General features: G+C 62.6%; 19 protein-coding genes. 10 read left to right on the forward strand and 9 right to left on the reverse strand.

Going from position 1 to position 21293, the window contains the following annotated elements; genetic code table 11:
• Window positions 1-36: 36 nt before the first annotated feature.
• The 5 genes from tsaB to ACSSVC_RS09590 all read left to right on the forward strand — a co-directional run bounded on the left by tsaB (window position 37) and on the right by ACSSVC_RS09590 (window position 3633).
• Window positions 37-711, forward strand: a complete 675-nt coding sequence (gene tsaB, locus ACSSVC_RS09570) for a tRNA (adenosine(37)-N6)-threonylcarbamoyltransferase complex dimerization subunit type 1 TsaB (RefSeq protein ID WP_492612223.1) — start codon at window positions 37-39, stop codon at window positions 709-711.
• A gap of 186 nt (window positions 712-897) precedes the next feature.
• Window positions 898-1200, forward strand: coding sequence for a hypothetical protein (locus tag ACSSVC_RS09575; RefSeq protein ID WP_346633452.1), 303 nt, complete (start codon window positions 898-900; stop codon window positions 1198-1200).
• Entirely contained in the window at window positions 1197-2057 is an 861-nt protein-coding gene (locus tag ACSSVC_RS09580; RefSeq protein ID WP_346633731.1) for a DUF72 domain-containing protein, read from the forward strand. Before ACSSVC_RS09575 ends, ACSSVC_RS09580 begins: the two co-directional genes overlap by 4 nt.
• 33 nt (window positions 2058-2090) lie before the next feature.
• The gene (locus ACSSVC_RS09585; protein ID WP_346633451.1) at window positions 2091-2921 is read left to right on the forward strand and encodes an isocitrate lyase/PEP mutase family protein; all 831 of its coding nucleotides are present in this window, start codon (window positions 2091-2093) and stop codon (window positions 2919-2921) included.
• Between the two features lie 13 nt (window positions 2922-2934).
• Window positions 2935-3633, forward strand: coding sequence for an extensin-like domain-containing protein (locus ACSSVC_RS09590; RefSeq protein ID WP_492612224.1), 699 nt, complete (start codon window positions 2935-2937; stop codon window positions 3631-3633).
• 9 nt (window positions 3634-3642) lie between these two features.
• On the opposite strand, the gene ACSSVC_RS09595 is transcribed toward ACSSVC_RS09590, so the two are convergent.
• Window positions 3643-4260 (reverse strand): energy transducer TonB, encoded by a 618-nt coding sequence (locus ACSSVC_RS09595; protein ID WP_492612225.1) that lies wholly within the window; start codon window positions 4258-4260, stop codon window positions 3643-3645.
• A gap of 93 nt (window positions 4261-4353) precedes the next feature.
• On the opposite strand from ACSSVC_RS09595, the gene ACSSVC_RS09600 reads away from it, so the two are divergent.
• A complete protein-coding gene (locus ACSSVC_RS09600) occupies window positions 4354-5136 on the forward strand; it encodes a class I SAM-dependent methyltransferase (protein ID WP_346633448.1) in 783 nt (260 codons plus the stop codon).
• A 148-nt stretch (window positions 5137-5284) separates the two neighbouring features.
• Here ACSSVC_RS09600 and ACSSVC_RS09605 read toward each other — a convergent pair whose 3' ends face one another.
• A complete protein-coding gene (locus tag ACSSVC_RS09605) occupies window positions 5285-5920 on the reverse strand; it encodes a TetR/AcrR family transcriptional regulator (RefSeq protein ID WP_346633447.1) in 636 nt (211 codons plus the stop codon).
• A gap of 95 nt (window positions 5921-6015) precedes the next feature.
• Between ACSSVC_RS09605 and ACSSVC_RS09610 the strand changes: the two genes are divergently transcribed.
• From ACSSVC_RS09610 to ACSSVC_RS09620, 3 genes are all read left to right on the forward strand, one after another.
• Window positions 6016-7104, forward strand: a complete 1089-nt coding sequence (locus ACSSVC_RS09610; protein ID WP_346633446.1) for an efflux RND transporter periplasmic adaptor subunit — start codon at window positions 6016-6018, stop codon at window positions 7102-7104.
• A gap of 6 nt (window positions 7105-7110) precedes the next feature.
• Window positions 7111-10167 carry an efflux RND transporter permease subunit gene (locus ACSSVC_RS09615; RefSeq protein WP_346633445.1) on the forward strand — a complete coding sequence of 1019 codons (3057 nt, stop codon included), beginning with the start codon at window positions 7111-7113 and terminating at the stop codon, window positions 10165-10167.
• 261 nt (window positions 10168-10428) lie between these two features.
• Window positions 10429-11604 carry an aromatic ring-hydroxylating oxygenase subunit alpha gene (locus ACSSVC_RS09620; RefSeq protein WP_346633444.1) on the forward strand — a complete coding sequence of 392 codons (1176 nt, stop codon included), beginning with the start codon at window positions 10429-10431 and terminating at the stop codon, window positions 11602-11604.
• A gap of 59 nt (window positions 11605-11663) precedes the next feature.
• Here the strand turns inward: ACSSVC_RS09620 and ACSSVC_RS09625 are convergent, their stop codons facing one another.
• The 3 genes from ACSSVC_RS09625 to plsB are packed head-to-tail and all read right to left on the reverse strand — an operon-like array spanning window position 11664 to window position 15332.
• Window positions 11664-12353 carry a DUF4197 domain-containing protein gene (locus tag ACSSVC_RS09625; protein ID WP_102878539.1) on the reverse strand — a complete coding sequence of 230 codons (690 nt, stop codon included), beginning with the start codon at window positions 12351-12353 and terminating at the stop codon, window positions 11664-11666.
• Between the two features lie 24 nt (window positions 12354-12377).
• Window positions 12378-12776: a YbaY family lipoprotein gene (locus ACSSVC_RS09630; RefSeq protein WP_346633443.1), complete on the reverse strand. Its 399-nt coding sequence runs from the start codon at window positions 12774-12776 to the stop codon at window positions 12378-12380.
• Between the two features lie 51 nt (window positions 12777-12827).
• Window positions 12828-15332, reverse strand: coding sequence for a glycerol-3-phosphate 1-O-acyltransferase PlsB (gene plsB / locus ACSSVC_RS09635; protein ID WP_346633442.1), 2505 nt, complete (start codon window positions 15330-15332; stop codon window positions 12828-12830).
• Between the two features lie 247 nt (window positions 15333-15579).
• Here plsB and ACSSVC_RS09640 point away from each other — a divergent pair, with 247 nt between their 5' ends.
• Window positions 15580-15789 carry a cold-shock protein gene (locus ACSSVC_RS09640; RefSeq protein WP_011059510.1) on the forward strand — a complete coding sequence of 70 codons (210 nt, stop codon included), beginning with the start codon at window positions 15580-15582 and terminating at the stop codon, window positions 15787-15789.
• Window positions 15790-15892: 103 nt separating this feature from the next.
• Here ACSSVC_RS09640 and ACSSVC_RS09645 read toward each other — a convergent pair whose 3' ends face one another.
• From ACSSVC_RS09645 to ACSSVC_RS09660, 4 genes are all read right to left on the reverse strand, one after another.
• Window positions 15893-16270 (reverse strand): hypothetical protein, encoded by a 378-nt coding sequence (locus ACSSVC_RS09645; RefSeq protein ID WP_346633441.1) that lies wholly within the window; start codon window positions 16268-16270, stop codon window positions 15893-15895.
• Between the two features lie 86 nt (window positions 16271-16356).
• Entirely contained in the window at window positions 16357-17166 is an 810-nt protein-coding gene (locus tag ACSSVC_RS09650) for a putative RNA methyltransferase (protein ID WP_404938325.1), read from the reverse strand.
• Entirely contained in the window at window positions 17166-18317 is a 1152-nt protein-coding gene (gene dapE / locus ACSSVC_RS09655; protein WP_346633439.1) for a succinyl-diaminopimelate desuccinylase, read from the reverse strand. The genes ACSSVC_RS09650 and dapE overlap by 1 nt, the downstream gene beginning before the upstream one ends.
• 186 nt (window positions 18318-18503) lie before the next feature.
• On the reverse strand, window positions 18504-21098 hold the full coding sequence (locus ACSSVC_RS09660) for a glycosyltransferase (RefSeq protein ID WP_346633438.1): 2595 nt from the start codon (window positions 21096-21098) through the stop codon (window positions 18504-18506).
• Between the last annotated feature and the right edge of the window lie 195 nt (window positions 21099-21293).

The following is a 21293-nucleotide window of genomic DNA, read 5'->3' on the forward strand; positions in this document are numbered from 1 at the left end:
AATGGGTCACTTTTTTCAATGCCGATGGAACCCCCGATGAGCACCTTGCTGGCCCTGGACACCGCGACTGAAGCTTGCTCCGTTGCTTTGCTGCATGACGGCAAGGTTACGAGCCATTACGAGGTGATCCCCCGCCTGCATGCGCAGAAGCTGTTACCGATGATCCAGGAGCTGCTGGCCAATGCCGGTACCACCTTGCAGGCGGTGGATGCCATTGCCTTTGGCCGTGGACCTGGCGCCTTCACCGGCGTGCGGATTGCCATTGGCGTGGTGCAGGGGCTGGCCTTCGCCCTGGAACGTCCGGTGCTGCCGGTGTCCAACCTGGCGGTGCTGGCCCAGCGCGCCTTGCGTGAGCACGGTGCGACCCAGGTTGCCTCGGCCATCGATGCGCGCATGGATGAGGTCTACTGGGGTTGCTATCGGGAAACGGCCGGCGAAATGCGTCTGGTGGGGGCCGAGGCGGTGTTGCCGCCAGAAGTCGCCGCCTTGCCGGAAGACGCCGCTGGAGACTGGTTTGGTGCGGGCACCGGCTGGGGTTATGGCGAGCGCATCGCGGTCACGCTCAGTGGTCAGGATGCGGGCATGCTGCCCCACGCTGAAGACCTGTTGACCCTGGCTAAATTCGCCTGGGAGCGGGGCGAGGCGATAGTCGCTGACGACGCGCAACCGGTCTATCTGCGCGACAAGGTGGCCACGCCCAAAGCCCGTTGAGGGTTGTCCAAGTGTCTGCGGGGGTTCAGATTTCTTCGGTGTAAAACGGCCAATCGTCTGGTTTTCAGAGTCGATCCTGCGCGGTTTTAAACCTTTTGGCTTTTCTGTGTTCTAGTTATCACTTGGGCATTTGCTAAGTCGAAGCAGTGCCGCTAAATTGCCATCATTGACCCCGGGCTTTTCAGTATGCGCATAGACGGCATCTCCTCTCAGTCCTACCCCATCAAGCGCAAGCCTCGTAAAGGCTTGGCGTTGGTAGATGAGTCTCTGGACGATGCCGAGGCCATTGAAGTCCAGTCCGAACCTTCGGCCCAAAGCCGTTCCCAGGCTTCTGCTCCCCGCACCGGTAATCTCCCCGCCCGTCCACAGGACATGGTCTTTCAGCGCGCGATGAAAAGGAGCGTGGCCAATGCCCTGGCCAGCTACCTGACCACCGCCGGTTTTGTCGATTGGGATCTGGAAGTGGTGGGGCTCGATCTGCATATCTGATGCTGCCTTATTTCCTGGGTTGTCCTTCCTGGAGCGAAAACGCCTGGCGTGAGTACCTGTACCCGGAGGACGCGCGACCCAATGATTTCCTCGGCCTGTATTCCCAGGTCTTCAATGCCGTGGAAGGCAACACCACCTTCTATGCACGGCCCGCGCCCGGCACCGTGCAGCGCTGGGCCCAGATCATGCCCGAGCACTTTCGTTTCACCGCCAAGTTTCCCGGTGATATCAGCCACGGCGGTGACCTGCGGGAACAACTGAGCGCTGCCGAGACCTTTATCCAGTTGCTCAGTCCCCTTGGGGAACGCGTGTCGCCCTTGTGGCTGCAGTTGCCGGCCACCTTCTCCCCGCAGCGCCTGGCGGAACTGGCGGGCTTTATCGAGGGTCTGGAGCGGCCGCTGGCGGTGGAGGTCCGGCATCCGGAGTTCTTTGCCAAGGGCGATGCGGAGCGCATGCTCAACCGACTGTTGCGTGAGCGTGGCGTCGAGCGGATCTGCCTCGATCCGCGGGCCCTGTTCAGTTGCACATCCACCACTCCCGCAGTGCTGCACGCCCAATCGAAAAAGCCCAAGGTGCCACCGCGTCCTGCGGCGTTCACCCAATTTCCCCAGGTGCGCTTCATTGGCCATCCGGAGCTTGAGGCCAACGATCCGTTTCTCGTGCCCTGGATCGACAAGGTCGCCGGCTGGATCGAAGAGGGGCGTACCCCTTATGTCTTCCTGCACACCTCGGACAATCGACTGGCTGCTGAACTGGCCCGCCGTTTTCATGGCCAGCTGATGCAACGTTTGCCTGGCTTGCCCGCCTTGCCTGAGTTATACAGAGAGCCCGCCGCGGAGCAGCTCGGCTTGCTCTGAGGCGGTTTCATTGCCTTCTTCTGGAGCGAGCAAATGGACGCGCAAACCCTTCGAGCCAATGCCTTCAAGGCCCTGCATGAACGTGCCGGCGCCTTTGTCATTCCCAACCCCTGGGATGCCGGTTCCGCGAAGATGCTGGCCGGTCTCGGGTTCGAGGCTCTGGCCACCACCAGCGCCGGTTATGCCTTCTCCCTGGGGCGTCCGGATGCCGAGGGCGCCGTCAGCCTGGAAGACACCCTGGACAATGTGCGCGCAATAGTCGGTGCCAGCAGCCTGCCGGTGGCGGTGGACTTGGAAAACGGCTTTTCCGACAGCCCTGAAGGTTGCGCCCAGGCGCTGCTGTTGGCGGCAGCCAGTGGTGTGGTCGGAGGTTCGATCGAGGACGCCAGCGGTCGCGCCGACGACCCTATCTATGACTTCAACCTGGCCGTGGAGCGTATCGAGGCCTGTGCTGCCGCCGTGCGCAGCTTGCCATTTCCCTTCATCCTGACTGCCCGGGCGGAGAACCTGCTCCATGGCCGTGATGATCTGCCTGACACCATTCGCCGCTTGCAGGCCTTTGCCGAAGCCGGTGCCGATGTACTCTATGCGCCAGCCCTGCGCAGCGCCGAGGAGATTTTGCAGGTGGTGCGGGCTGTAGCGCCCAAGCCGGTAAACGTGCTGATGTCCGGTGGCCTCAACCTGAGCGTGGCGCAATTGGCGGAACTGGGGGTCAAGCGCATCAGTGTCGGTTCGGCCCTGGCCCGGGCCGCCTACGGGGCTTTCTACCGGGCTGCGGAGGATATCCGTGAGCACGGTCGCTTCGATTTTGCCGACCGCGCGATGCCGTTCCGGCAGATCAATCAATTATTCAAGCAGCCATAAAACGGGACATTCTGTGCGGGTGGTGAAAATTCTGGGCGTCCTGTTGTTGCTGGGCGCCTTGTTGTTGATCGGCATACGCCTGGGCTGGGTGCCGCTGGCGGATGCCTGGAACCCTTGGGCGCCGCTGGATCTAAGGGCCAAGCCGAATCTGTTGACCCGCTTCAAGCTGGCGCGACTGCGGGACGATCCGCAGTTGTGCGACGAGGTGCTTGGCCGCTCCGGCCTGCGCATCAGCCGCCAGCCTGACAGTCGGGGCGATGTGGCCTGCCCATTGAGCAACACCTTGCGCGTGCAAGGTGGCGATGTTGCCTTGAGCAGCAGCTTTCTCGCCAGTTGCCCGCTGGCGGTGGCCTTTGCCCTGTATGAGCGCCATGGGCTGCAGCCCGCGGCACAGGCGGTGTATGGACAGCGCGTGGCGCGGGTCGATCATCTGGGCAGTTTTGCCTGCCGCAATATGTACAGCCGTGAGAATGGTGCTCGCAGTCAGCACGCCAGTGCCAATGCCCTGGACATTGCCGGTTTTCGACTGGCGGACGGGCGCAGCATCAGCGTGCTCAGGGATTGGCCGAAGGACAGTGATGCGGGACGCTTTTTGCGGCTGGCCCGGGACGGTGCCTGTGGTGCATTCAATGTGGTGCTGGGGCCGGACTACAACAGTGCCCATCACAACCATTTTCATCTGGATGTAGGGCCTTGGTGGATATATCGCTGAGGAGGGGGCTCAGGCGGCGATGCGCAGGTTCTGCAGAATCAGCGGACGCGCCCAGCCGATGTCGAAGTCCATCTGCCGTTGTTGTTCGATAAGCTCCTGCGCTGGGAATGGCTCGGCCGGTTTATCCAGCAGGTCCAGTTCGAATTCGGCGATGGGCAGGTGCAATGGACGCGGTTCCGGCGCCGGGCCGGGAGTCGGTAGCGGTTGGCCGGCATTGAGCACGATCGGGCGAACCCAGCCACTCTCAAAGTCCTGCTGACGTTGCTGGGCAACGATTTCTTCTGGAGGGAAGGGCGGAGCCGGCTTGTCCAGCAGCTCCATTTCGAATTCGGCGATCGGCAGGAACAGCGGCTCAGGGGGGCGAACCTCGGTGTCCTGAACATCGCAATGGCGCTGGTTGACGATCTGCGTCAGTACATCGGTGCCGCCAACCGGCTCCACGGGACCATCGATGGCCACCGCAGGCAGCCCTTCAACGTTCGCGCCTTCCCCCTGTTGCTCGGCCAGGGCCTGGGCAAAGAAATCCTGCCACAGATGGCTGACGCCGCTCAGTGCCTGGGAATTGCGCAGGCCATAGTCGCCGTGGGGCGAAATATAACCTATCGATGTGCGTTGAATGTCTGACATTGCTCTCGGTCGACGCTGAGCTCTGGCAAAATGGCCGATAGTTCTGTTATCGGCAGTTTTTGCCGATCATTAATTTTTTGAGTGTGTTTTCAGATGAATGAGCAACCCGCGGCCTGCCGCATCAAAGTCGAGGCCTTGGACGCTGGATTCGCGCCGCAGGCTCAGCAATGGGCACAACGCCTGGGACTGCCGTTGCAGATCGAGGAGGCCGAGTTTGCCCTGCAGGTGGGTGAGCTGGGGCTGCAATTGCAGCAGCTGGGCGCCGATGCGCCAGGGCCGGTGCGGGTGGACTTCGTTGAAGGCGGCGCGGCCCATCGGCGGCTTTACGGTGGCGGCAGCGGGCAGATGATTGCCAAGGCGGTGGGCGTTGCTCAGGGCGTGCGGCCACGGGTGCTGGATGCCACGGCAGGCTTGGGCAAGGATGGGTTTGTCCTGGCGACCCTGGGCTGCGAGATGAGCCTGATCGAGCGCCAGCCGTTGATTGGTGCGCTGCTGGAGGACGGGCTGGCCCGTGGTGCGCTGGACGCCGAGGTGGCGCCTATCGTGGCCCGCATGCACTTGCTCAAGGGCAACTCCATCGAACTGATGCGCAACTGGGAGGGCGAGCCGCCCCAGGTGATCTACCTCGATCCGATGTTTCCCCATCGGGAGAAAAGCGCCTTGGTGAAAAAGGAAATGCGTCTGTTCCGGCCGCTGGTGGGGGACGACAATGACGCTCCGGCACTGCTGGCCGCCGCCTTGGCCCTGGCCAGCCATCGGGTGGTGGTCAAGCGCCCGCGCAAGGCACCGTGCATTGAAGGGCCGAAGCCAAGCCATGGACTGGAAGGGAAATCCAGTCGCTACGACATCTACCCGAAGAAGGCCCTCAAGGCCTGAATCCGATGCAGGCGCCGGCTTGCTGGCAAAAGCGGTTTCAGGGGAGGGTTCCTGGTTGTAGGAGCCGGCTTGCCGGCGAAGGCGATCTCAGGGCCTCTTCGCTGGCAAACCAGCTCCTACACCAGCCTGCTCCCGCACCTGCCGGTTTCTACGGCCGATAGGCGCGCATGAACAGATCCACCACTTCCTGCACGTGCTCTTCTGCAGCCGCGCCTCTCAAGGGCTCGCCGCAACCATAGAGCAGGCGGAAGTTCGCCCCGCCCTTGAGCATGCAGAAGAAATGCTCGGCGGCATTGCGCGGCTTGTCGATGTGCAAGGTGCCCAGCTGATTGATTCGCCCCAGCAGCCGTTCCATACCCTGCAGAACGCGCTCGGGGCCGGCCTCAATGAACATTTGCGAGAGCTTGGGGTCCTGGTTGCCCAGGGCCATGATCAAGCGATGCAGGTTCACCGACTCATCGCTGTTGATCAACTGATGAAAGCCTCGTGCGATGTTCAACAGGACGCCTCGCACCGGTGTGTCGGGCGTCAGTTCGTAGATCAGCGTGGGCAGCTGCTCTTCGCACTTGGCCACCACGGCGGCAGTGAACAGGGTCTCTTTGTCGTTGAAATGGCTATAGACCGTGAGCTTTGAAACGCCGGCTTCGGCGGCGACCGCATCCATGCTGGTACTGGCGTAGCCATTACTCAGAAACAGGGCTTTCGCTGCTTCGAGAATGGCCTGACGTTTGGCCAGATCCTTGGGCCTGCCTGGCCCAACGTTTGCGGAGTGATTGTCGGACATTTTTTTCGCTGTTAATACTGGACTGGTGAGTTTGCTATTAATAACATACCGGCCAGTATAATTATTCCAAGCACCATTAGCGAAAGGTCGCCGCCATGTTCCGCTATGCCTTGCCAGTCAGCCTGGCTTTTTTTCTGTCTGCTTGTGGGCACGAAGAGCCCGTTCAAATTGGCGTCCGACCGGCCATGGTGGTCCAGCCAGAGCCTTCGGCACGGGCCTCGGACAGTTATCCGGGCGAGGTGCGAGCCCGCTACGAACCCGACCTGGCGTTCCGTATCGGCGGCAAGGTCAGTCGACGACTGGTGGAGGAAGGCGAGCGGGTCAAGGCCAATCAGCCCCTGGCCGAACTCGATCCCCAGGATGTACGCCTGCAACTGGAGGCCACTCGGGCCCAGGTTACGGCGGCCACCGCCAACCTCAATCTGGTGCGTGCCGAGCGTGATCGCTACAAGACCCTGCTGGAGCGGCAGATGGTCAGCCATTCCCAGTACGACAACGCCGAAAACCTCTACCGTGCCGGTGAAGCCCGCCTGAAGCAGATCAAGGCCGAGTTCGACGTGGCCAACAACCAGGCCGGTTATGCCGTGCTGCGTGCCCCGCAGGATGGCGTGGTGGCCAAGCGCGCAGTGGAAGTGGGTCAAGTGGTGGCGGCCGGGCAGACAGTCTTTACGCTCGCCACTGACGGTGAGCGCGAGGTGCTGATCAGCTTCCCCGAGCAGAACTACGGTCGCTTCAAGGTCGGCCAGCCTGTCTCGGTTGAGCTCTGGACCCAGCCGGGCCAACGCTTCGATGGGCGCATCCGTGAGTTGTCCCCGGCTGCCGATCCCAAGTCCCGGACCTTTGCTGCACGCATTGCCTTCAGTGCCGGCAAGGTTCCGGCGGAATTGGGCCAGAGCGCCCGGGTGTTCATCCAGAGCGCTGATGCGCTGTCGCTGTCGGTGCCGTTGTCGGCGCTGACTGCCGAAGGTGGCGCGACCTACGTTTGGCGAGTCGATGCCAACAACACCTTGCACAAGACGCCGGTACGGGTCGGTGCTTTCGGTGAGAAGACAGTGCCGGTGCTCGAAGGCTTGAGCGCCAGCGATTGGGTGGTGGCAGCCGGGGTGCATGTGCTCCATGAGGGCTTGCAGGTGCGCCCGGTGGATCGCTCCAACCGTGTGGTCAATCTGGCGGTCAAGGAGTAGTCCCCGATGGGTTTCAACCTTTCCGCATGGGCGTTGCGCAATCGTCAGATCGTCCTGTTCCTGATGCTGTTGCTGGCGATTGTCGGTGCGCTGTCCTACACCAAGCTGGGCCAGAGCGAAGACCCGCCTTTCACCTTCAAGGCCATGGTGATCCGCACCAACTGGCCGGGGGCCACGGCCCAGGAAGTCTCGCGCCAGGTCACCGAGCGCATTGAAAAGAAACTCATGGAAACCGGCGAGTACGATCGCATCGTTTCCTTCTCCCGCCCCGGGGAATCCCAGGTGACCTTCATTGCCCGGGATTCGATGCACTCCAACGAGATTCCCGAACTCTGGTATCAGGTTCGCAAGAAGATCAGCGACATCCGCCAGACCCTGCCGCCGGGTATCCAGGGGCCGTTCTTCAACGATGAGTTCGGCACTACCTTCGGCAATATCTATGCGCTGACCGGACAGGGCTTCGACTACGCCGTGCTCAAGGACTACGCCGACCGTATCCAGATCCAGCTGCAGCGGGTCAAGGACGTGGGCAAGGTCGATCTGCTGGGCCTGCAGGACGAAAAGATCTGGATCGAGCTGTCCAACGTCAAGCTGGCAACCCTGGGCCTGCCCCTGGCAGCGGTGCAAAAGGCGCTGGAGGAACAGAACGCGGTGTCCACTGCGGGGTTCTTCGAGACCCCCAGCGAGCGGGTGCAATTGCGGGTATCCGGCAATTTCCAGACGGTGGAGCAGATCCGCAATTTCCCGATTCGGGTCGCCGACCGCACCTTTCGCATCGGTGATGTGGCGGATGTGCGCCGGGGCTTCAATGATCCACCGGCACCGCGCATGCGCTTCATGGGTGATGACGCCATTGGCCTGGCCGTGGCGATGAAGGACGGCGGCGACATCCTGGTGTTGGGCAAGGCCCTGGAGGGCGAGTTCTCCCGCCTGCAGAAAAGCCTGCCGGCGGGGATGGAACTGCGCAAGGTGTCCGACCAGCCGGCGGCGGTGAAGACCGGGGTCGGCGAGTTTGTCCGGGTGCTGGCCGAGGCCCTGATTATCGTCCTGCTGGTGAGTTTCTTCTCCCTGGGCGTGCGCACCGGCATGGTGGTGGCCCTGGCGATTCCCCTGGTGCTGGCGATTACGTTCGCCACCATGTACTACCTGGGGATAGGCCTGCACAAGATTTCCCTGGGCGCCCTGGTGCTGGCGCTGGGCCTGTTGGTGGACGACGCGATCATTGCGGTGGAAATGATGGCGATCAAGATGGAGCAGGGTTTCGACCGGATCAAGGCCGCCAGCTTTGCCTGGACCAGCACCGCCTTTCCCATGCTCACCGGTACCCTGATTACCGCAGCGGGCTTTTTGCCGATTGCCACGGCCCAGTCCGGCACCGGCGAGTACACCCGCTCGATCTTCCAGGTGGTGACCATTGCCCTGGTGGCGTCGTGGATTGCTGCCGTGGTGTTTGTTCCCTATCTGGGGGAAAAGCTTCTGCCGGACCTGGCCAAGATCCACGCCGCCAAGCACGGCGCCGAGTCCAATCCCCATGGCACGCCTTTCTACCAGCGCGTGCGCCGGGTGGTGGGTTGGTGCGTGGAGCGGCGCAAGACCGTGATCGTCCTGACCATCCTGGCGTTCGTCGGCTCGGTGATGCTGTTCCGTTTTGTTCCGCAGCAGTTTTTCCCGGCCTCCGGCCGCCTGGAGTTGATGGTCGACCTGAAACTGGCGGAAGGCGCTTCCCTGAGCAACACCGCCGATGAGGTCAAGCGCCTGGAGGCGATGCTCAAGGATCACCCGGGCATCGATAACTATGTGGCCTACGTGGGTATCGGCTCGCCGCGTTTCTATCTGCCGCTGGACCAGCAACTGCCGGCCACCAGCTTTGCCCAGTTCGTGGTGCTGGCCAAGACCATCGAAGAGCGGGAGAGCCTGCGGGGTTGGCTGATCGCCACCCTCAATGAACAGTTCCCGGCCCTGCGCTCCCGGGTCACGCGCCTGGAGAACGGTCCGCCAGTGGGTTACCCGGTGCAGTTCCGGGTCACGGGTGAGCACATCGAAGAGGTTCGCGCCCTGGCGCGCAAGGTGGCGGCCAAGGTGCGGGAGAACCCCCACGTGGTCAACGTTCACCTGGACTGGGAGGAGCCGAGCAAGGTGGTCTACCTGAATATCGATCAGGACCGGGCCCGGGCGCTGGGTGTCAGCACCGCCAACCTGTCGAAGTTCCTGCAGAGCTCGCTGATCGGTTCCACCGTCAGTCAGTACCGTGAGGACAACGAACTGATCGAGATTCTCCTGCGTGGAACCCAGCAGGAGCGCACAGAGCTGGCACTGCTGCCAAGCCTGGCAGTGCCTACCGATAACGGTCAGAGCGTGTCGCTGTCCCAGGTCGCGACCCTGGAGTACGGCTTCGAGGAAGGGGTGATCTGGCACCGTAATCGCCTGCCCAACGTTACCGTGCGTGCCGATATCTACGGCAAGGAACAGCCCGCGACGTTGGTGCAGCAGATTCTGCCCACCCTGGAGCCGATCCGTGCCGAACTGCCGGACGGCTTCTTGCTGGAGGTGGGCGGCACTGTCGAGGACTCGACCCGTGGCCAGAACTCGGTGAAGGCTGGCGTACCCCTGTTCATCGTGGTGGTGCTGACCTTGCTGATGATTCAGCTGCGCAGCTTTTCGCGCACGGCCATGGTGTTCCTCACCGCGCCCCTGGGGCTGATCGGGGTCACCCTGTTCCTCCTGGTGTTCCGCCAGCCATTCGGCTTTGTGGCCATGCTCGGCACCATTGCCCTGTCCGGGATGATCATGCGCAACTCGGTGATCCTGGTGGACCAGATCGAACAGGACATCAAGGCCGGCCTGCGTCCCTGGGATGCGATCATCGAAGCCACTGTGCGGCGTTTCCGTCCTATCGTGCTCACCGCCCTGGCGGCGGTACTGGCGATGATTCCGCTGTCGCGCAGTGTGTTCTTCGGGCCGATGGCGGTGGCCATCATGGGCGGCCTGATTGTTGCCACGGTCTTGACCCTGCTGTTCCTGCCGGCGCTGTATGCGGCCTGGTTCCGGGTCAGGAAGGACTGAGCCGGGCAACGCGCAAGGCATCAACCAGGGCCGGGTAGAGATTGCCCGGCCTGGTTTTTGCGGGGCACAGGCTTCCCAGCCATTGGGCAACGCGCTTCTCGAACATCCGCTGCCAGGGCTCCAGGACCAGCAGGCTTGGGCCGCGGAGTCGTCAATGGACTGCAGGCCGTTGAGGGCACCATGATCGGAGCGCCAGCTCCGGCATTTCATCCAGGGCCCCTGGCCCCTTTCCAGGGAACCTGATCTCAGCAGGAGGCGCCCATGCAGCACGCGACCCAGGTACAGCTACTCAAGAAAGCCCTGGCGCTGGCCGAGCAGGGCATTTCCGATGGCGCCGAAGCGGCGAGTGCCTTGCCCGCCAGGGTCTACCTCGATGAACAGCGTTATCAGCGCGAACGCCAGATGCTGTTCCGGGAACCCTTGCTGGTGGCGCGTTCGACGGAAATTGCCGCCGGGCATTTTCTCACCCGCGACCTGCTGGCTCCCTTGTTGCTGAGCCGCGATCCTTCGGGGCGGCTGCGGGCCTTCCTGAATGTCTGCAAGCACCGTGGTACGCAACTGGTGAGCGACGTTGCCGGTGCCAATCGGGTGTTTGTCTGTCCTTATCATGGCTGGTCCTATAACCCCGACGGACAACTGCGAGGCATTCCCCATGCCTATGGTTTTGCCGATATCCAGAGGGCTTGCCTGAACCTGACCGAGGTGCCGGTAGCCGAGCGCTTCGGCGCGGTCTGGGTGCGTCATTCAGCAGGACCGGCCCTGGACCTTGCGGCCTTCTTCGGTGAACAGATCCTGGCGGATTTCGACAGTTTCGCCATAGACCGCCATGTCCTGTTCGACCCCCAGGACATTCGCCGCCCGGTGAACTGGAAGCTGACCATCGACACCTTCCTGGAGAACTACCACGTCGCCAAGGCCCATCAGGCGACCATCGATCATCTGTTCTGGCCCAACCTGGGACTGTTCGAGCGCCATGGCCGGCATATCCGCAACTTCTATGTGAAGCGCAATCTGCAGGAACTGCGGGACTTGCCCGAGAGCCAGTGGGACCTGCGCCGCCACGGCAACCTGCTGTATTTTCTCTGGCCCAATACCCTGGTGCTGGTGGAGCCCGATCACCTGGATTTCTCCACGGTCTTTCCTGACGGGCCGCTGGCCACACGAGTCCTCGGGCATACCTTGTTGCAGCAGGAGCCGGCCAGTGACCAGGCTCTGCGCTATTTCCAGAAGAACAATCAGATTCTCTACAGCGCCCTGGAGGAAGACTTCGCCATGGCGGCACAGGTACAGGCAGGGATTCGCGCCGGAGCCAGCGAGCAGCTGTGGCACGGACGATTTGAAGTGGCGTTGAAGTGGTTTCACCAGGCGCTGGATGTTGCGCTGGACGATCCACAGGTGCGGGAAGGGGCGAGTCTGCAAGTACACGGCGAGCGCTGAGCGCTCGCCGGCAACTTGTGGCCTTGCCCGCTAGGCAGTGGGCAAGGCCGCAGGACGGATCAGAGGGTGCCGAAGACCTTCTTGGCCAGGCTGGTAGCTGCAGCCGCCGGGTTCTGGCGAATGGTCTCTTCCTGCTTGCCGATCATTTCGAACAGGCCATTGAGGGCCTGCTCGGTCACGTAACCCTCGATATTGGCGCTCTTGGCATCCAGCACACCCAGGGTCGCGGCCTGGCCGGCGAAGGAGTTGTATTGCTTGGCCAGGCCAACCTGATCGGTGGCTTGCTTGACGATAGGCAGGAACTTGGCGCGGATCTGCTCGCGGCTGCTCTTGTCCAGATACTGGGTGGCGGAGTCCTTGCCACCGGCGAGAATGCCCTTGGCGTCAGCCACGGTCATCTTCTTCACCGCATCCACCAGCAGTGCTTGCGCTTGCGGCACGGCAGCCTCTGCGGCCTTGTTCATGCTGGTTTCCAGTTGATCGACCTGATCACCCATGCCGAACTGTTTCATTTTCTTCGCGACTTTACCGAGGTTGCCCGGCAGTTCGATGCGCACATCGGGGTTGTTGCTGAACCCACCGGGCGTCCCCAGCTGTTTGACGGCGATCTGTGCGCCTTGGGTCAGGGCATCCTTGAGGCCACCGCTGGCGTCACCCTGGGACAGGTCGCTCAGGGACAGGGCCAGGGCACTGGCGGAGATCAGCAGGCCAGCGCATAGGCTGGTGAAACGGAGCGAGGTACGGAGCATGGCGGCTTCCTTGGGCAATGAAAATTAACGTACAGCGTCGACACGGAGTTTCAACGGCTGGGGATCCTTGCCGTCGAGGTTGACCCCGTTGTGTTCGGTGGTGATGAACATCAGCTTGCCGTCCAGTTCGATCCGCGCGCTGACCGCATAGCGGTGGCCGGGCTTGACCTGGGCCGGGTCGTAGCTGAGGTGGAAGGGCAGCGGCACCTGGCCTTTGACCGGACCATTCTGCTCGGCCAGGACCACCGCCGGAGCGTCCGCCAGGGATACGTCCTGCAGGCTCACGCTCAAGGTGGCGGCAGGTGGCAGGGCGATGCGTTGCAGATAGAAGACTTCGCCGTCGAGGCTGGCTCTGGCTGCGGGGTGCATGGCTTGGCAGGCTCCAAGCAGCGCAGTGGCTGCCAGCAGGGTGAGTTTTTTCATGACGGATCTCCGTATCGAGGGCGCCGCAGGTTCTGCGGCGCCGATAAGAATCTAGTCGTTTTGCGCCGGTGCCGCGAGCTGGTCGGCGGCATCTTCGCTGCGGTGCAGGGCGACCTGGCGGATCGACAGGCGAATCTCCGCCGGCAGCACCCGTTTGGCTGCGCCTTCGGCCAGTTCCCCCAGCAGTGGGTGGTAGCTCAGCTTGCCGGCTTCGTCGCGGCGCAGCACGCCTTGATCCAGCAGGGTCTGGATGAAGTGGCGGAACAGGCTCTTGTCGAAGAACTCCGGGGCATTGAGGCCATGGAGGATCGACAGGCGCTGGGCCATGACGGTGCACAGGTCTTCCAGTTCTTCGGCGCTGATACTGTTCTGGCCGCTGTTGAGCAACAGGGAAATGGCCATGTAGAAGCGCTGCAGGGTCTGGGCGATGCTCTTGGAGAGCAGGGTCAGCAAAACAAAATGCCGCGAGCTGGGCGCCGGGCGCAGGTACAGGTCTTTCTCGAAGCGCAGCAGGCCCTGTTCGACGAAGGCCTCCAGCCATTGATCCACCACCGCATCCAGTTCTTCCAGGGGCCAGCGGATGAACAGCTCCGCCTGCAGGTAGGGATACAGCGCACGGGTGTAGCGCAGGATCTGTTCGCGGCTCATGCGCGATGAACTCTGGAAGAAGCTCGCCAGCAGCGCCGGCAGGGCGAAGATGTGCAGCACGTTGTTGCGGTAGTAGGTCATCAGGACGGCGTTCTGCTCGTCCAGGTAGAGGATCTTGCCCAGGGCGTCGCTCTGCTCGGCCAGCAGATTCATGTCCTTGACGTGCTGGATCAGCGCCTGGCCGTCGCCTTCCGGCAAGGTGGTGTGGGGCGAGTAGGGCACGCGCCGCAACAGTGCCAGGTACAGGTCCAGGACCCGGGCCATGGCCCGGTCGTCCAGGGCCAAGCGGCTGGTGGACAGCAGGGCCAGGGCTACCAGGTTCACCGGGTTGATCGCCGCAGCTTCATTGAGGTGCTGGGCCACCCGCTCGCCCAGACGGTTGGTGGTTTCGTTGAGCCAGGCCGGGCGGTATTGCGGGCCCAGTTCCTGGGTGCGCCAGTCCGGTTGTTCCTGGTCGAGGAATTCCGCCAGTTTGATCGGTTCGCCGAAGTTCACCGCCACCTGGCCAAAGCGCTGTTTGAGGGCACCGATGACTTTGAAGATGTCGAAGATCGACTCCTTCTTCTTGCTTGCGCCGCGCAGTTCGCCCAGGTAGGTGCGGCCTTCCAGAACCCGCTCGTAGCCGATGTACACCGGCACGAAAACGATGGGCATGCGTGAGGAACGCAGGAAGCTGCGCAGGGTGATGGCGAGCATCCCGGTCTTGGGCTGCAGCATGCGTCCGGTGCGCGAGCGGCCGCCCTCGACGAAGTACTCCACCGGGAAGCCCTTGGTGAACAGGGTGTGCAGGTACTCGTTGAACACCGAGGTGTACAACGGATTGCCCTTGAAGGTGCGGCGCATGAAGAAGGCCCCGCCGCGGCGCAGCAGGCTGCCGATCACCGGCATGTTGAGGTTGATCCCGGCGGCGATGTGCGGCGGGGTCAGGCCGTTGCGGAACAGCAGGTAGGACAGCAGCAGGTAGTCGATATGGCTGCGGTGGCAGGGCACGTAGATCACTTCGTGGCCCTGGGCGATTTTCTGCACGCCTTCGAGGTGGTTGACCTTGATCCCGTCGTAGATCTTGTTCCAGAACCAGCTCAGCACCACTTCCAGGAAGCGGATCGCGGTGTAGGTGTAGTCCGAGGCGATCTCGTTGCCGTAGCGCAGGGCCTGGGCCTTGGCCTTTTCCGGGGAGATCTTCTCGCGCTCGGCTTCGTCGAGGATCGCCTGTTTCACCAGAGGCTGGTTGAGCAGACCCTTGACCAGGTTGCGCCTGTGGGAGATGTCCGGGCCGATGACCGCGGCCTTGAGGTTGCGAAAGTGCACCCGCAGGATGCGCTGGGCCATGCGCACGGTGCGCTCGTGACCCTTGTTGTGCTCGATCAGCTCCCGCAGGTTGATCGGGGCCGAGAACTGCACCCGGGTCTTGCGCCCCAGGATCATGATGCTCAGCAGCCGACGCAGGCGTCCGGTGACCGCCCAACTGTCGGCAAACAGCAGCTTCCAGGGGCTGGACTCGCTGTCCGGGGACTGGCCCCAGAACACGCTGACCGGAATGATCTGCGCATCTTCGGCTGCGTTCTGGGTCAGGGCGCTGACCAGCCGGGTCAGGGTCGGTGGTGCGCCGCGCTTGTCCTGGCGGCCGAGCCAGTCGGGTTCCGGGGTCAGGTAGAAGAACGCCGCGGGCTCCAGCAGGTTGCCCACCGACACCGGCAGCACCGGGCGTGGCAGCCCGGCCTTGGTGCATTCGGTATCGACCACGGCGAGGTCGGTCAGGGATGGGTTTTGCAGGACGTAGAACACCGGCCGGCTGCGGTCGAGGTCGAGGGTGAAGGACGACTGGTTGATGGTTTCCGAGCGGACCCAGAGGTACAGCAGTCGGCGCAAGGTGCCAAACACAAGACGGCGGATCGGGGAGCGGGTCATACGGCTTCTGCGTGAGTGAGTAGAAAACCGAGCAACTGCTCGGGAGCGGTAGTGTGCCGGATTCGTCGAAAATCGGCAAAAAAGCGCCGAAACAAGATTGAGTTGAGAGTTTTTACGCCTGTCATATACTCGGCCGACTCTCCCGCGGCCGTATTGCCTCCAGTCATAGAGAGGCAGGTCGAGGGAAAGTTCTCAAGGTTTGGTAGCAGTGCACCAATCCAATAATAAAAAAATGAGGTATGGATTCATGACTACTCGTGAGACCGGCAACGTGAAGTGGTTCAACGACGCCAAGGGCTACGGTTTTATCCAGCGTGAAGGTGGGGCGGACGTGTTTGTCCACTATCGGGCGATCCGTGGCGAAGGCCACCGCTCGCTGACCGAAGGCCAGCAGGTGGAATACGCCGTGGTCGAAGGCCAGAAAGGTCTGCAAGCCGAAGACGTCGTCGGCTTGTAACCAACCTTGTAGGAGCTGGCTTGCCAGCGAAGGCGCCCGTCTATCGAACGCAAGTCTTGAAGGCCTCTTCGCCGGCAAGCCGGCTCCTACGGGTATGCGGTGTTCAGGCGGTGCGCCAGGTAATCTCTTCTTCGCCGTCGGTGCTGATGCGAATCCAGCGATCGGCGGTCTCTTCACCTTCTTCCTCGACCCAACTGCCCGGTGCGCAGCGCACTTCCACATTCAGCGCGGCAAAGGCGGCGCGGGCACAGGCAATGTCGTCGTCCCACGGGGTCTGGTCGCTTTCCAGGTACAGGCTGTTCCACTTGCCAACGGCCTTGGGCAGCCAGGTCACGGGTACTGTGCCTGCTGTGCATTTGTAGGTCTGACCTTTCTGTACCCACTCGCTGCAAGGGCCGAGCACGGCGCCGAGCCAGGTGGCGATGGCCTTGTAGTCGACGTCGGCGTCTTTCAGGTAAATCTCGATATCGGGCTGGCGCATGGATGTCCTCATTGCCGGTCTGAAAAATCCATTCGCGGATTTCTTCGACCCCGGGCCCATGCCCGCGGTCGTTGGGTTAAGTGGGGTTATTGCAGCACGAAGTAATCGTAGCGCATCGACACGCTGACCTCGAAAGGCTCGGCCTGCTCGATCACTGCGGCCCGTCGTTCGGCGCTGGCGCGCCAGCCGTGGGGCGTCATGGCCAGTAGATTGGCGCGATCTTCCGGGCGTTCCAGGCGCAGCTTGAACTCCAGGGTTTCGCTGTGAGCCAGGGCCATGCCAGGCGGCACCAGGGCCAGGTGCTTGTCGTCGGTGTATTCGCGCACTTCGTCGTACAGGCGTTCACGCAGTTCCATCAGGTGGCCGCTGGTAGGACCGACTTTCATCAGGCCGCCGCCGGGGCTCAACAGGCGCTTGGCCTCCAGCCAGTCGAGGGGGCTGAAGACGCTGGCGAGAAACTGGCAGCTGGCATCGGCCAGGGGAATGCGCGCCATGCTGGCGACCATCCAGGTCAGTTGCGGGGCGCGACGGCAAGCGCGTTTCACTGCCTCCCGGGAAATATCCAGAGCGTAACCATCGGCACCGGGCAGGGACTCGGCCAGTTGCGCGGTGTAGTAACCCTCGCCACAGCCGATGTCGACCCAGCGCTGGGGCGCGCGTTCTGCCGCCAGTTCTGCCAGGCGTCTGGCCACCGGGGCGTAATGCCCGGCGTTGAGGAAATCGCGGCGGGCCTCGACCATGGCCTGGTTGTCGCCCGGGTCACGGCTGTTCTTGTGCTGCACCGGCAGCAGGTTCAGGTAACCCTGGCGAGCACGGTCGAAGCGATGCCCGGCCGGGCAGACCACGCCATTGTCCACGGCGTTCAGCGGGGCGCTGCAAAGAGGACAGGCAAGCATCAGGCAAGCAACTTGATCAGGGTCTGGTAGTAGATCTCGGTCAGCACATCCAGGTCACTGGCCAGGATGCGCTCATTGACCTGATGGATGGTGGCGTTGACCGGGCCCAACTCCACCACCTGGGTGCCCAGGGTGGCGATGAAACGCCCGTCGGAAGTGCCGCCGCTGGTGGACGCCTTAGTCTCGCGACCGGTGATCTGCTTGATGCTGGCCGAGACCGCGTCCAGCAGGGCGCCGGGTTCGGTGAGGAACGGCAGGCCGGACAGGGCCCAGTCCACGTGCCAGTCCAGGCCGTGCTTGTCGAGGATCGCAGCAACCCGTTGTTGCAGGCCTTCAACGGTGGATTCGGTGGAGAAGCGGAAGTTGAACACCGCCACCAGATCACCTGGGATCACGTTGGTGGCGCCGGTGCCGGAGTTGAGGTTGGAGATCTGGAAGCTGGTGGGCGGGAAGAACGCATTGCCGTCGTCCCAGTGCTCGGCCGCCAATTCCGCCAGGGCCGGTGCCGCCAGGTGGATCGGGTTCTTGGCCAGGTGCGGGTAGGCCACATGGCCCTGTACCCCACGCACCGTGAGCTTGGCGCCAAGGGAGCCGCGGCGGCCGTTCTTGACCACGTCGCCCACCAGGCTGGTGCTCGAAGGCTCACCGACGATGCACCAGTCCAGGCGCTCCTTGCGTGCTGCCAGACGCTCCACCACCGCCTTGGTGCCGTGGTGCGCCGGGCCTTCTTCGTCGCTGGTGATCAGGAAGGCCACCGAGCCCTTGTGGTCTGGGTAGTCGGCGACGAAACGCTCGGCGGCCACCAGCATGGCGGCCAGGCTGCCTTTCATGTCCGCCGCGCCGCGACCGCAAAGCATGCCGTGTTCGTCGATCAGGGCTTCGAACGGGTCGTTCTGCCAGGCCTGGACCGGGCCGGTGGGCACCACGTCGGTGTGGCCGGCAAAACACAGCACTGGGCCTTCATGTTGGCCATGAGTGGCCCAGAAGTTGTCCACGTCCTCGATGCGCATCGGTTCCAGCTTGAAGCCGGCGTCGCCCAGGCGCTGCATCATCAGTTTCTGGCAGTCGGCGTCGATCGGCGTCACGGAAGGGCGGCGGATCAGATCACAGGCAAGTTGCAGGGTCGGCGAAAGCTCGGCATGGGCCGTCATGGGTCACTCCGGTGCAAGGCATTGTGTAGGAGCCGGCTGTGCGGCGATGGCGGTTGGGCAGAAATACCGTGGCGCTCTGTTCGCTGGCAAGCCAGCTCCTACAAGGGGTGGGCGGGGCGCGCAAAATGGCGGGTATCTTAAAGCAAAACGGCGGCCTGAGGCCGCCGTTTAGTGCTTTGGATCGATTTAGGCTGCAGGAGCCGGCTCGGGTTGTTCCGAAGGTTTTGGCAGTGACGACAGGAACGCCATGACCAGTGCCGCCACATAGGGCAGCGACTGCACCAGGAGCATGGTCACCCAGAAGCGCATGTCGTTGCTTGGTAGGCCCTTTTGTACCAGGAAGATCCCCAGTGCCGCGCCCCACAACAGCAGCATGATGAACAACTCTTCCCGTGCTTCCGAGATTGCCACCCAGAAACCGTGGTTGTCGGCGTTCTTCGGTGTGCGGAAGAACGGGATGCTGCTGGTGAAGAAGCCGTAAAGCACTGCCTTGGCAATGGTGTGGGACAAGGCCAGGCCCGCCAGGGCCGCGCAGAACGCGTCCTTGAGGTTGACCCCTACTGCTCGGCGGTAGAGGAAGATGATCTTGCCGACTTTGAACACGAACAGCGCCAGGGGCGGGATGGCGAAAATCAGCAGCGGCGGGTCGACCCGTTGCGGCACGATGATCATCGCCGCCGACCACAGCAGGGCGCCGAGGGTGAAGAAGATGTTCATGCCGTCCGCGACCCACGGCAGCCAGCCCGCGAGGAAGTGGTAACGCTGGCCACGGGTCAGCTCGGTGTCCTTGCCGCGCAGCAGGCTGGCGGTATGGCGCTTGATGATCTGGATCGCGCCGTAGGCCCAGCGGAAACGCTGTTTCTTGAAGTCGATGAAGGTATCGGGCATCAGGCCCTTGCCGTAGCTTTCGTGGTGGTACGCCGCCGACAGGCCTTTCTCGAACACCCGCAGACCCAGCTCGGCATCTTCGCAGATGCACCAGTCGGCCCAGCCCAGTTCTTCGAGCACCGAGCGCCGGGTCATGGTCATGGTGCCGTGCTGGATGATCGCGTCGCGGTCATTGCGAGTGACCATGCCGATATGGAAGAAGCCCTTGTATTCCGCATAGCAGAGCTTCTTGAAGGTGCTTTCGTTCTGGTCGCGATAGTCCTGGGGCGATTGCACGATGGCGATCTTCGGATCGGCGAAGTGCGGCACCATGTGCTTGAGCCAGTTGCGGTCGACGCAGTAGTCGGAGTCGATCACCGCGATCACTTCGGCATCCTTGGCGGTGTGCGGCAGCAGGTAGTTCAGCGCCCCGCCCTTGAAACCGGCCAATGGCGCGACGTGGAAGAACTTGAAGCGCGGGCCCAGGGTTTCGCAATAGGCCTGCACCGGCTCCCAGACCGCCGGGTCCTTGGTGTTGTTGTCGATGATCAGGACTTCGAAGTCCGGGTAATCGAGGTTGGCCAGGGCGTTGAGGGTCTGTTTGACCATCTCCGGCGGCTCGTTGTAGCAGGGCACGTGAATCGAGACTTTCGGCCGATAGTTGGAGTCGCCTTCCACCGGCAGGAACTCGCGCCGGCGCTTGTGGATCCACACCGCCTCGGCCAGTTCATGGGCTTCGGTGAGCAGTACGATAAATACCCCCAGCGCGCCGAGGGCCAGCAGGAAGCCCACCGTCAGGCTGAACCAGGTGCTGTATTGCTGGCTGTAGTCGTAGCCGATCCATACCAGCACCGAGCCGCAAAGGAAGGCGATGAAGGTCAGGAAGGTCCGGCCACGCTGGCGCAGGGCCGAGCCGTCGATCATCAGCAGGGTCAGAGACAGCAGCGCCAGCACCACCGAACCGATAGCCAGCACCCGCCATTGCGGGATCGCCACCACTGGGCCTTCGAAGTTGAACTTCTGCTGGCGCGCGGCGTTGAACACGCCCCAATAGGCGCCTACCGAACCTTCGTCACTGGCCTTCCACGGTTGGTCGAAGGCTTCGATGACGAAGTAGTTGTAGCCCTGGCGGTTGAGCTTGTTGACCAGGGTGCGCAGGTAGATCGCCTGGTCTGCCGGGCTGGCGTCAGCCCCACCGCGCATGCGGCCGTTGCTCGGCCAGCCCACTTCGGACAGCAGCAGCGGTTTTTTTGGAAACATCTTCTTCAGGTCACGGGCGCGGTCGAGGACGAACTGTCCGGCCTTGTCCACCGGGATGAACTCCCAGTAGGGCAGGATGTGCGCGGCGATCAGGTCGACGTGCTTGGCCAGTTCCGGGTGTTCTTCCCAGACGTGCCACTGCTCAGAAGTGGTGACCGGGACTTTCACCGCGGCGCGGACCCGGTCGAGAAGCACCGACAACTGGTCGGCGGTGATTTCCTTGCGGAAGATCGCTTCGTTGCCCACCACGACGCGGACTACGCTGCGGGAGCTGTTGGCCAGCTCGATGGCGCGCATGATTTCCCGCTCGTTGCGCTCCAGGTCCGGGCTGATCCAGATCCCCAGGGTTACCCGCAGGCCGAACTCTTCCGCCAGCTTGGGAATGTCTTGCAGGCTGCCGTCCACCGAATAGGTACGGATGTTGTCGGTCAGCTTGCTCATGATCTCCAGGTCGCGACGCATTTCATCGTCGGACGGGAACTGGTCCTTCTGTGGGAACTGGCCCTGCTGGAAAGGCGAGTAGGAAAAACCGGAGATCTGTTCCGGCCAGTCGGGGGCCGAGACCGGGCGATTGATCAGCGCCCAGAAACCGGTGAACAGGGCGGCAATGGCCAGCACTATCACCAGATTGAGTCCAAATTTACGCGATGACATAGCTATTTCGGGTTCCAAAAGGTGTGGAACGAGGGAAGGGTTGGCAGGCGCCAAACGGCGGGCATCCTACACCGGCCCTCAACTGAGCGTACAGCGCACAGAGGAAAGCCAGACCTTGGGCACTGTATTCGGGTTTAAGTTCTTTACTTGTAGCTTCAAGGTTAAAACTTGTCGCCTTGAGGCCCTATAATGCGC

The organism is Pseudomonas sp. E1BtOHC1 (assembly GCF_058744285.1).

Excerpts from the sequence above, each read along its gene's own strand:
- ACSSVC_RS09605 (WP_346633447.1), bottom strand. The coding sequence starts at position 5,920 with ATGTCCGACAATCACTCCGCAAACGTTGGGCCAGGCAGGCCCAAGGAT.
- ACSSVC_RS09660 (WP_346633438.1), bottom strand. The coding sequence starts at position 21,098 with ATGTCATCGCGTAAATTTGGACTCAATCTGGTGATAGTGCTGGCCATT.
- tsaB (WP_492612223.1), top strand. The coding sequence starts at position 37 with ATGAGCACCTTGCTGGCCCTGGACACCGCGACTGAAGCTTGCTCCGTT.
- ACSSVC_RS09585 (WP_346633451.1), top strand. The coding sequence starts at position 2,091 with ATGGACGCGCAAACCCTTCGAGCCAATGCCTTCAAGGCCCTGCATGAA.
- ACSSVC_RS09600 (WP_346633448.1), top strand. The coding sequence starts at position 4,354 with ATGAATGAGCAACCCGCGGCCTGCCGCATCAAAGTCGAGGCCTTGGAC.
- ACSSVC_RS09645 (WP_346633441.1), bottom strand. The coding sequence starts at position 16,270 with ATGCGCCAGCCCGATATCGAGATTTACCTGAAAGACGCCGACGTCGAC.
- ACSSVC_RS09650 (WP_404938325.1), bottom strand. The coding sequence starts at position 17,166 with ATGCTTGCCTGTCCTCTTTGCAGCGCCCCGCTGAACGCCGTGGACAAT.
- ACSSVC_RS09620 (WP_346633444.1), top strand. The coding sequence starts at position 10,429 with ATGCAGCACGCGACCCAGGTACAGCTACTCAAGAAAGCCCTGGCGCTG.
- dapE (WP_346633439.1), bottom strand. The coding sequence starts at position 18,317 with ATGACGGCCCATGCCGAGCTTTCGCCGACCCTGCAACTTGCCTGTGAT.
- ACSSVC_RS09630 (WP_346633443.1), bottom strand. The coding sequence starts at position 12,776 with ATGAAAAAACTCACCCTGCTGGCAGCCACTGCGCTGCTTGGAGCCTGC.
- ACSSVC_RS09595 (WP_492612225.1), bottom strand. The coding sequence starts at position 4,260 with ATGTCAGACATTCAACGCACATCGATAGGTTATATTTCGCCCCACGGC.
- plsB (WP_346633442.1), bottom strand. The coding sequence starts at position 15,332 with ATGACCCGCTCCCCGATCCGCCGTCTTGTGTTTGGCACCTTGCGCCGA.
- ACSSVC_RS09615 (WP_346633445.1), top strand. The coding sequence starts at position 7,111 with ATGGGTTTCAACCTTTCCGCATGGGCGTTGCGCAATCGTCAGATCGTC.
- ACSSVC_RS09610 (WP_346633446.1), top strand. The coding sequence starts at position 6,016 with ATGTTCCGCTATGCCTTGCCAGTCAGCCTGGCTTTTTTTCTGTCTGCT.
- ACSSVC_RS09640 (WP_011059510.1), top strand. The coding sequence starts at position 15,580 with ATGACTACTCGTGAGACCGGCAACGTGAAGTGGTTCAACGACGCCAAG.
- ACSSVC_RS09575 (WP_346633452.1), top strand. The coding sequence starts at position 898 with ATGCGCATAGACGGCATCTCCTCTCAGTCCTACCCCATCAAGCGCAAG.
- ACSSVC_RS09625 (WP_102878539.1), bottom strand. The coding sequence starts at position 12,353 with ATGCTCCGTACCTCGCTCCGTTTCACCAGCCTATGCGCTGGCCTGCTG.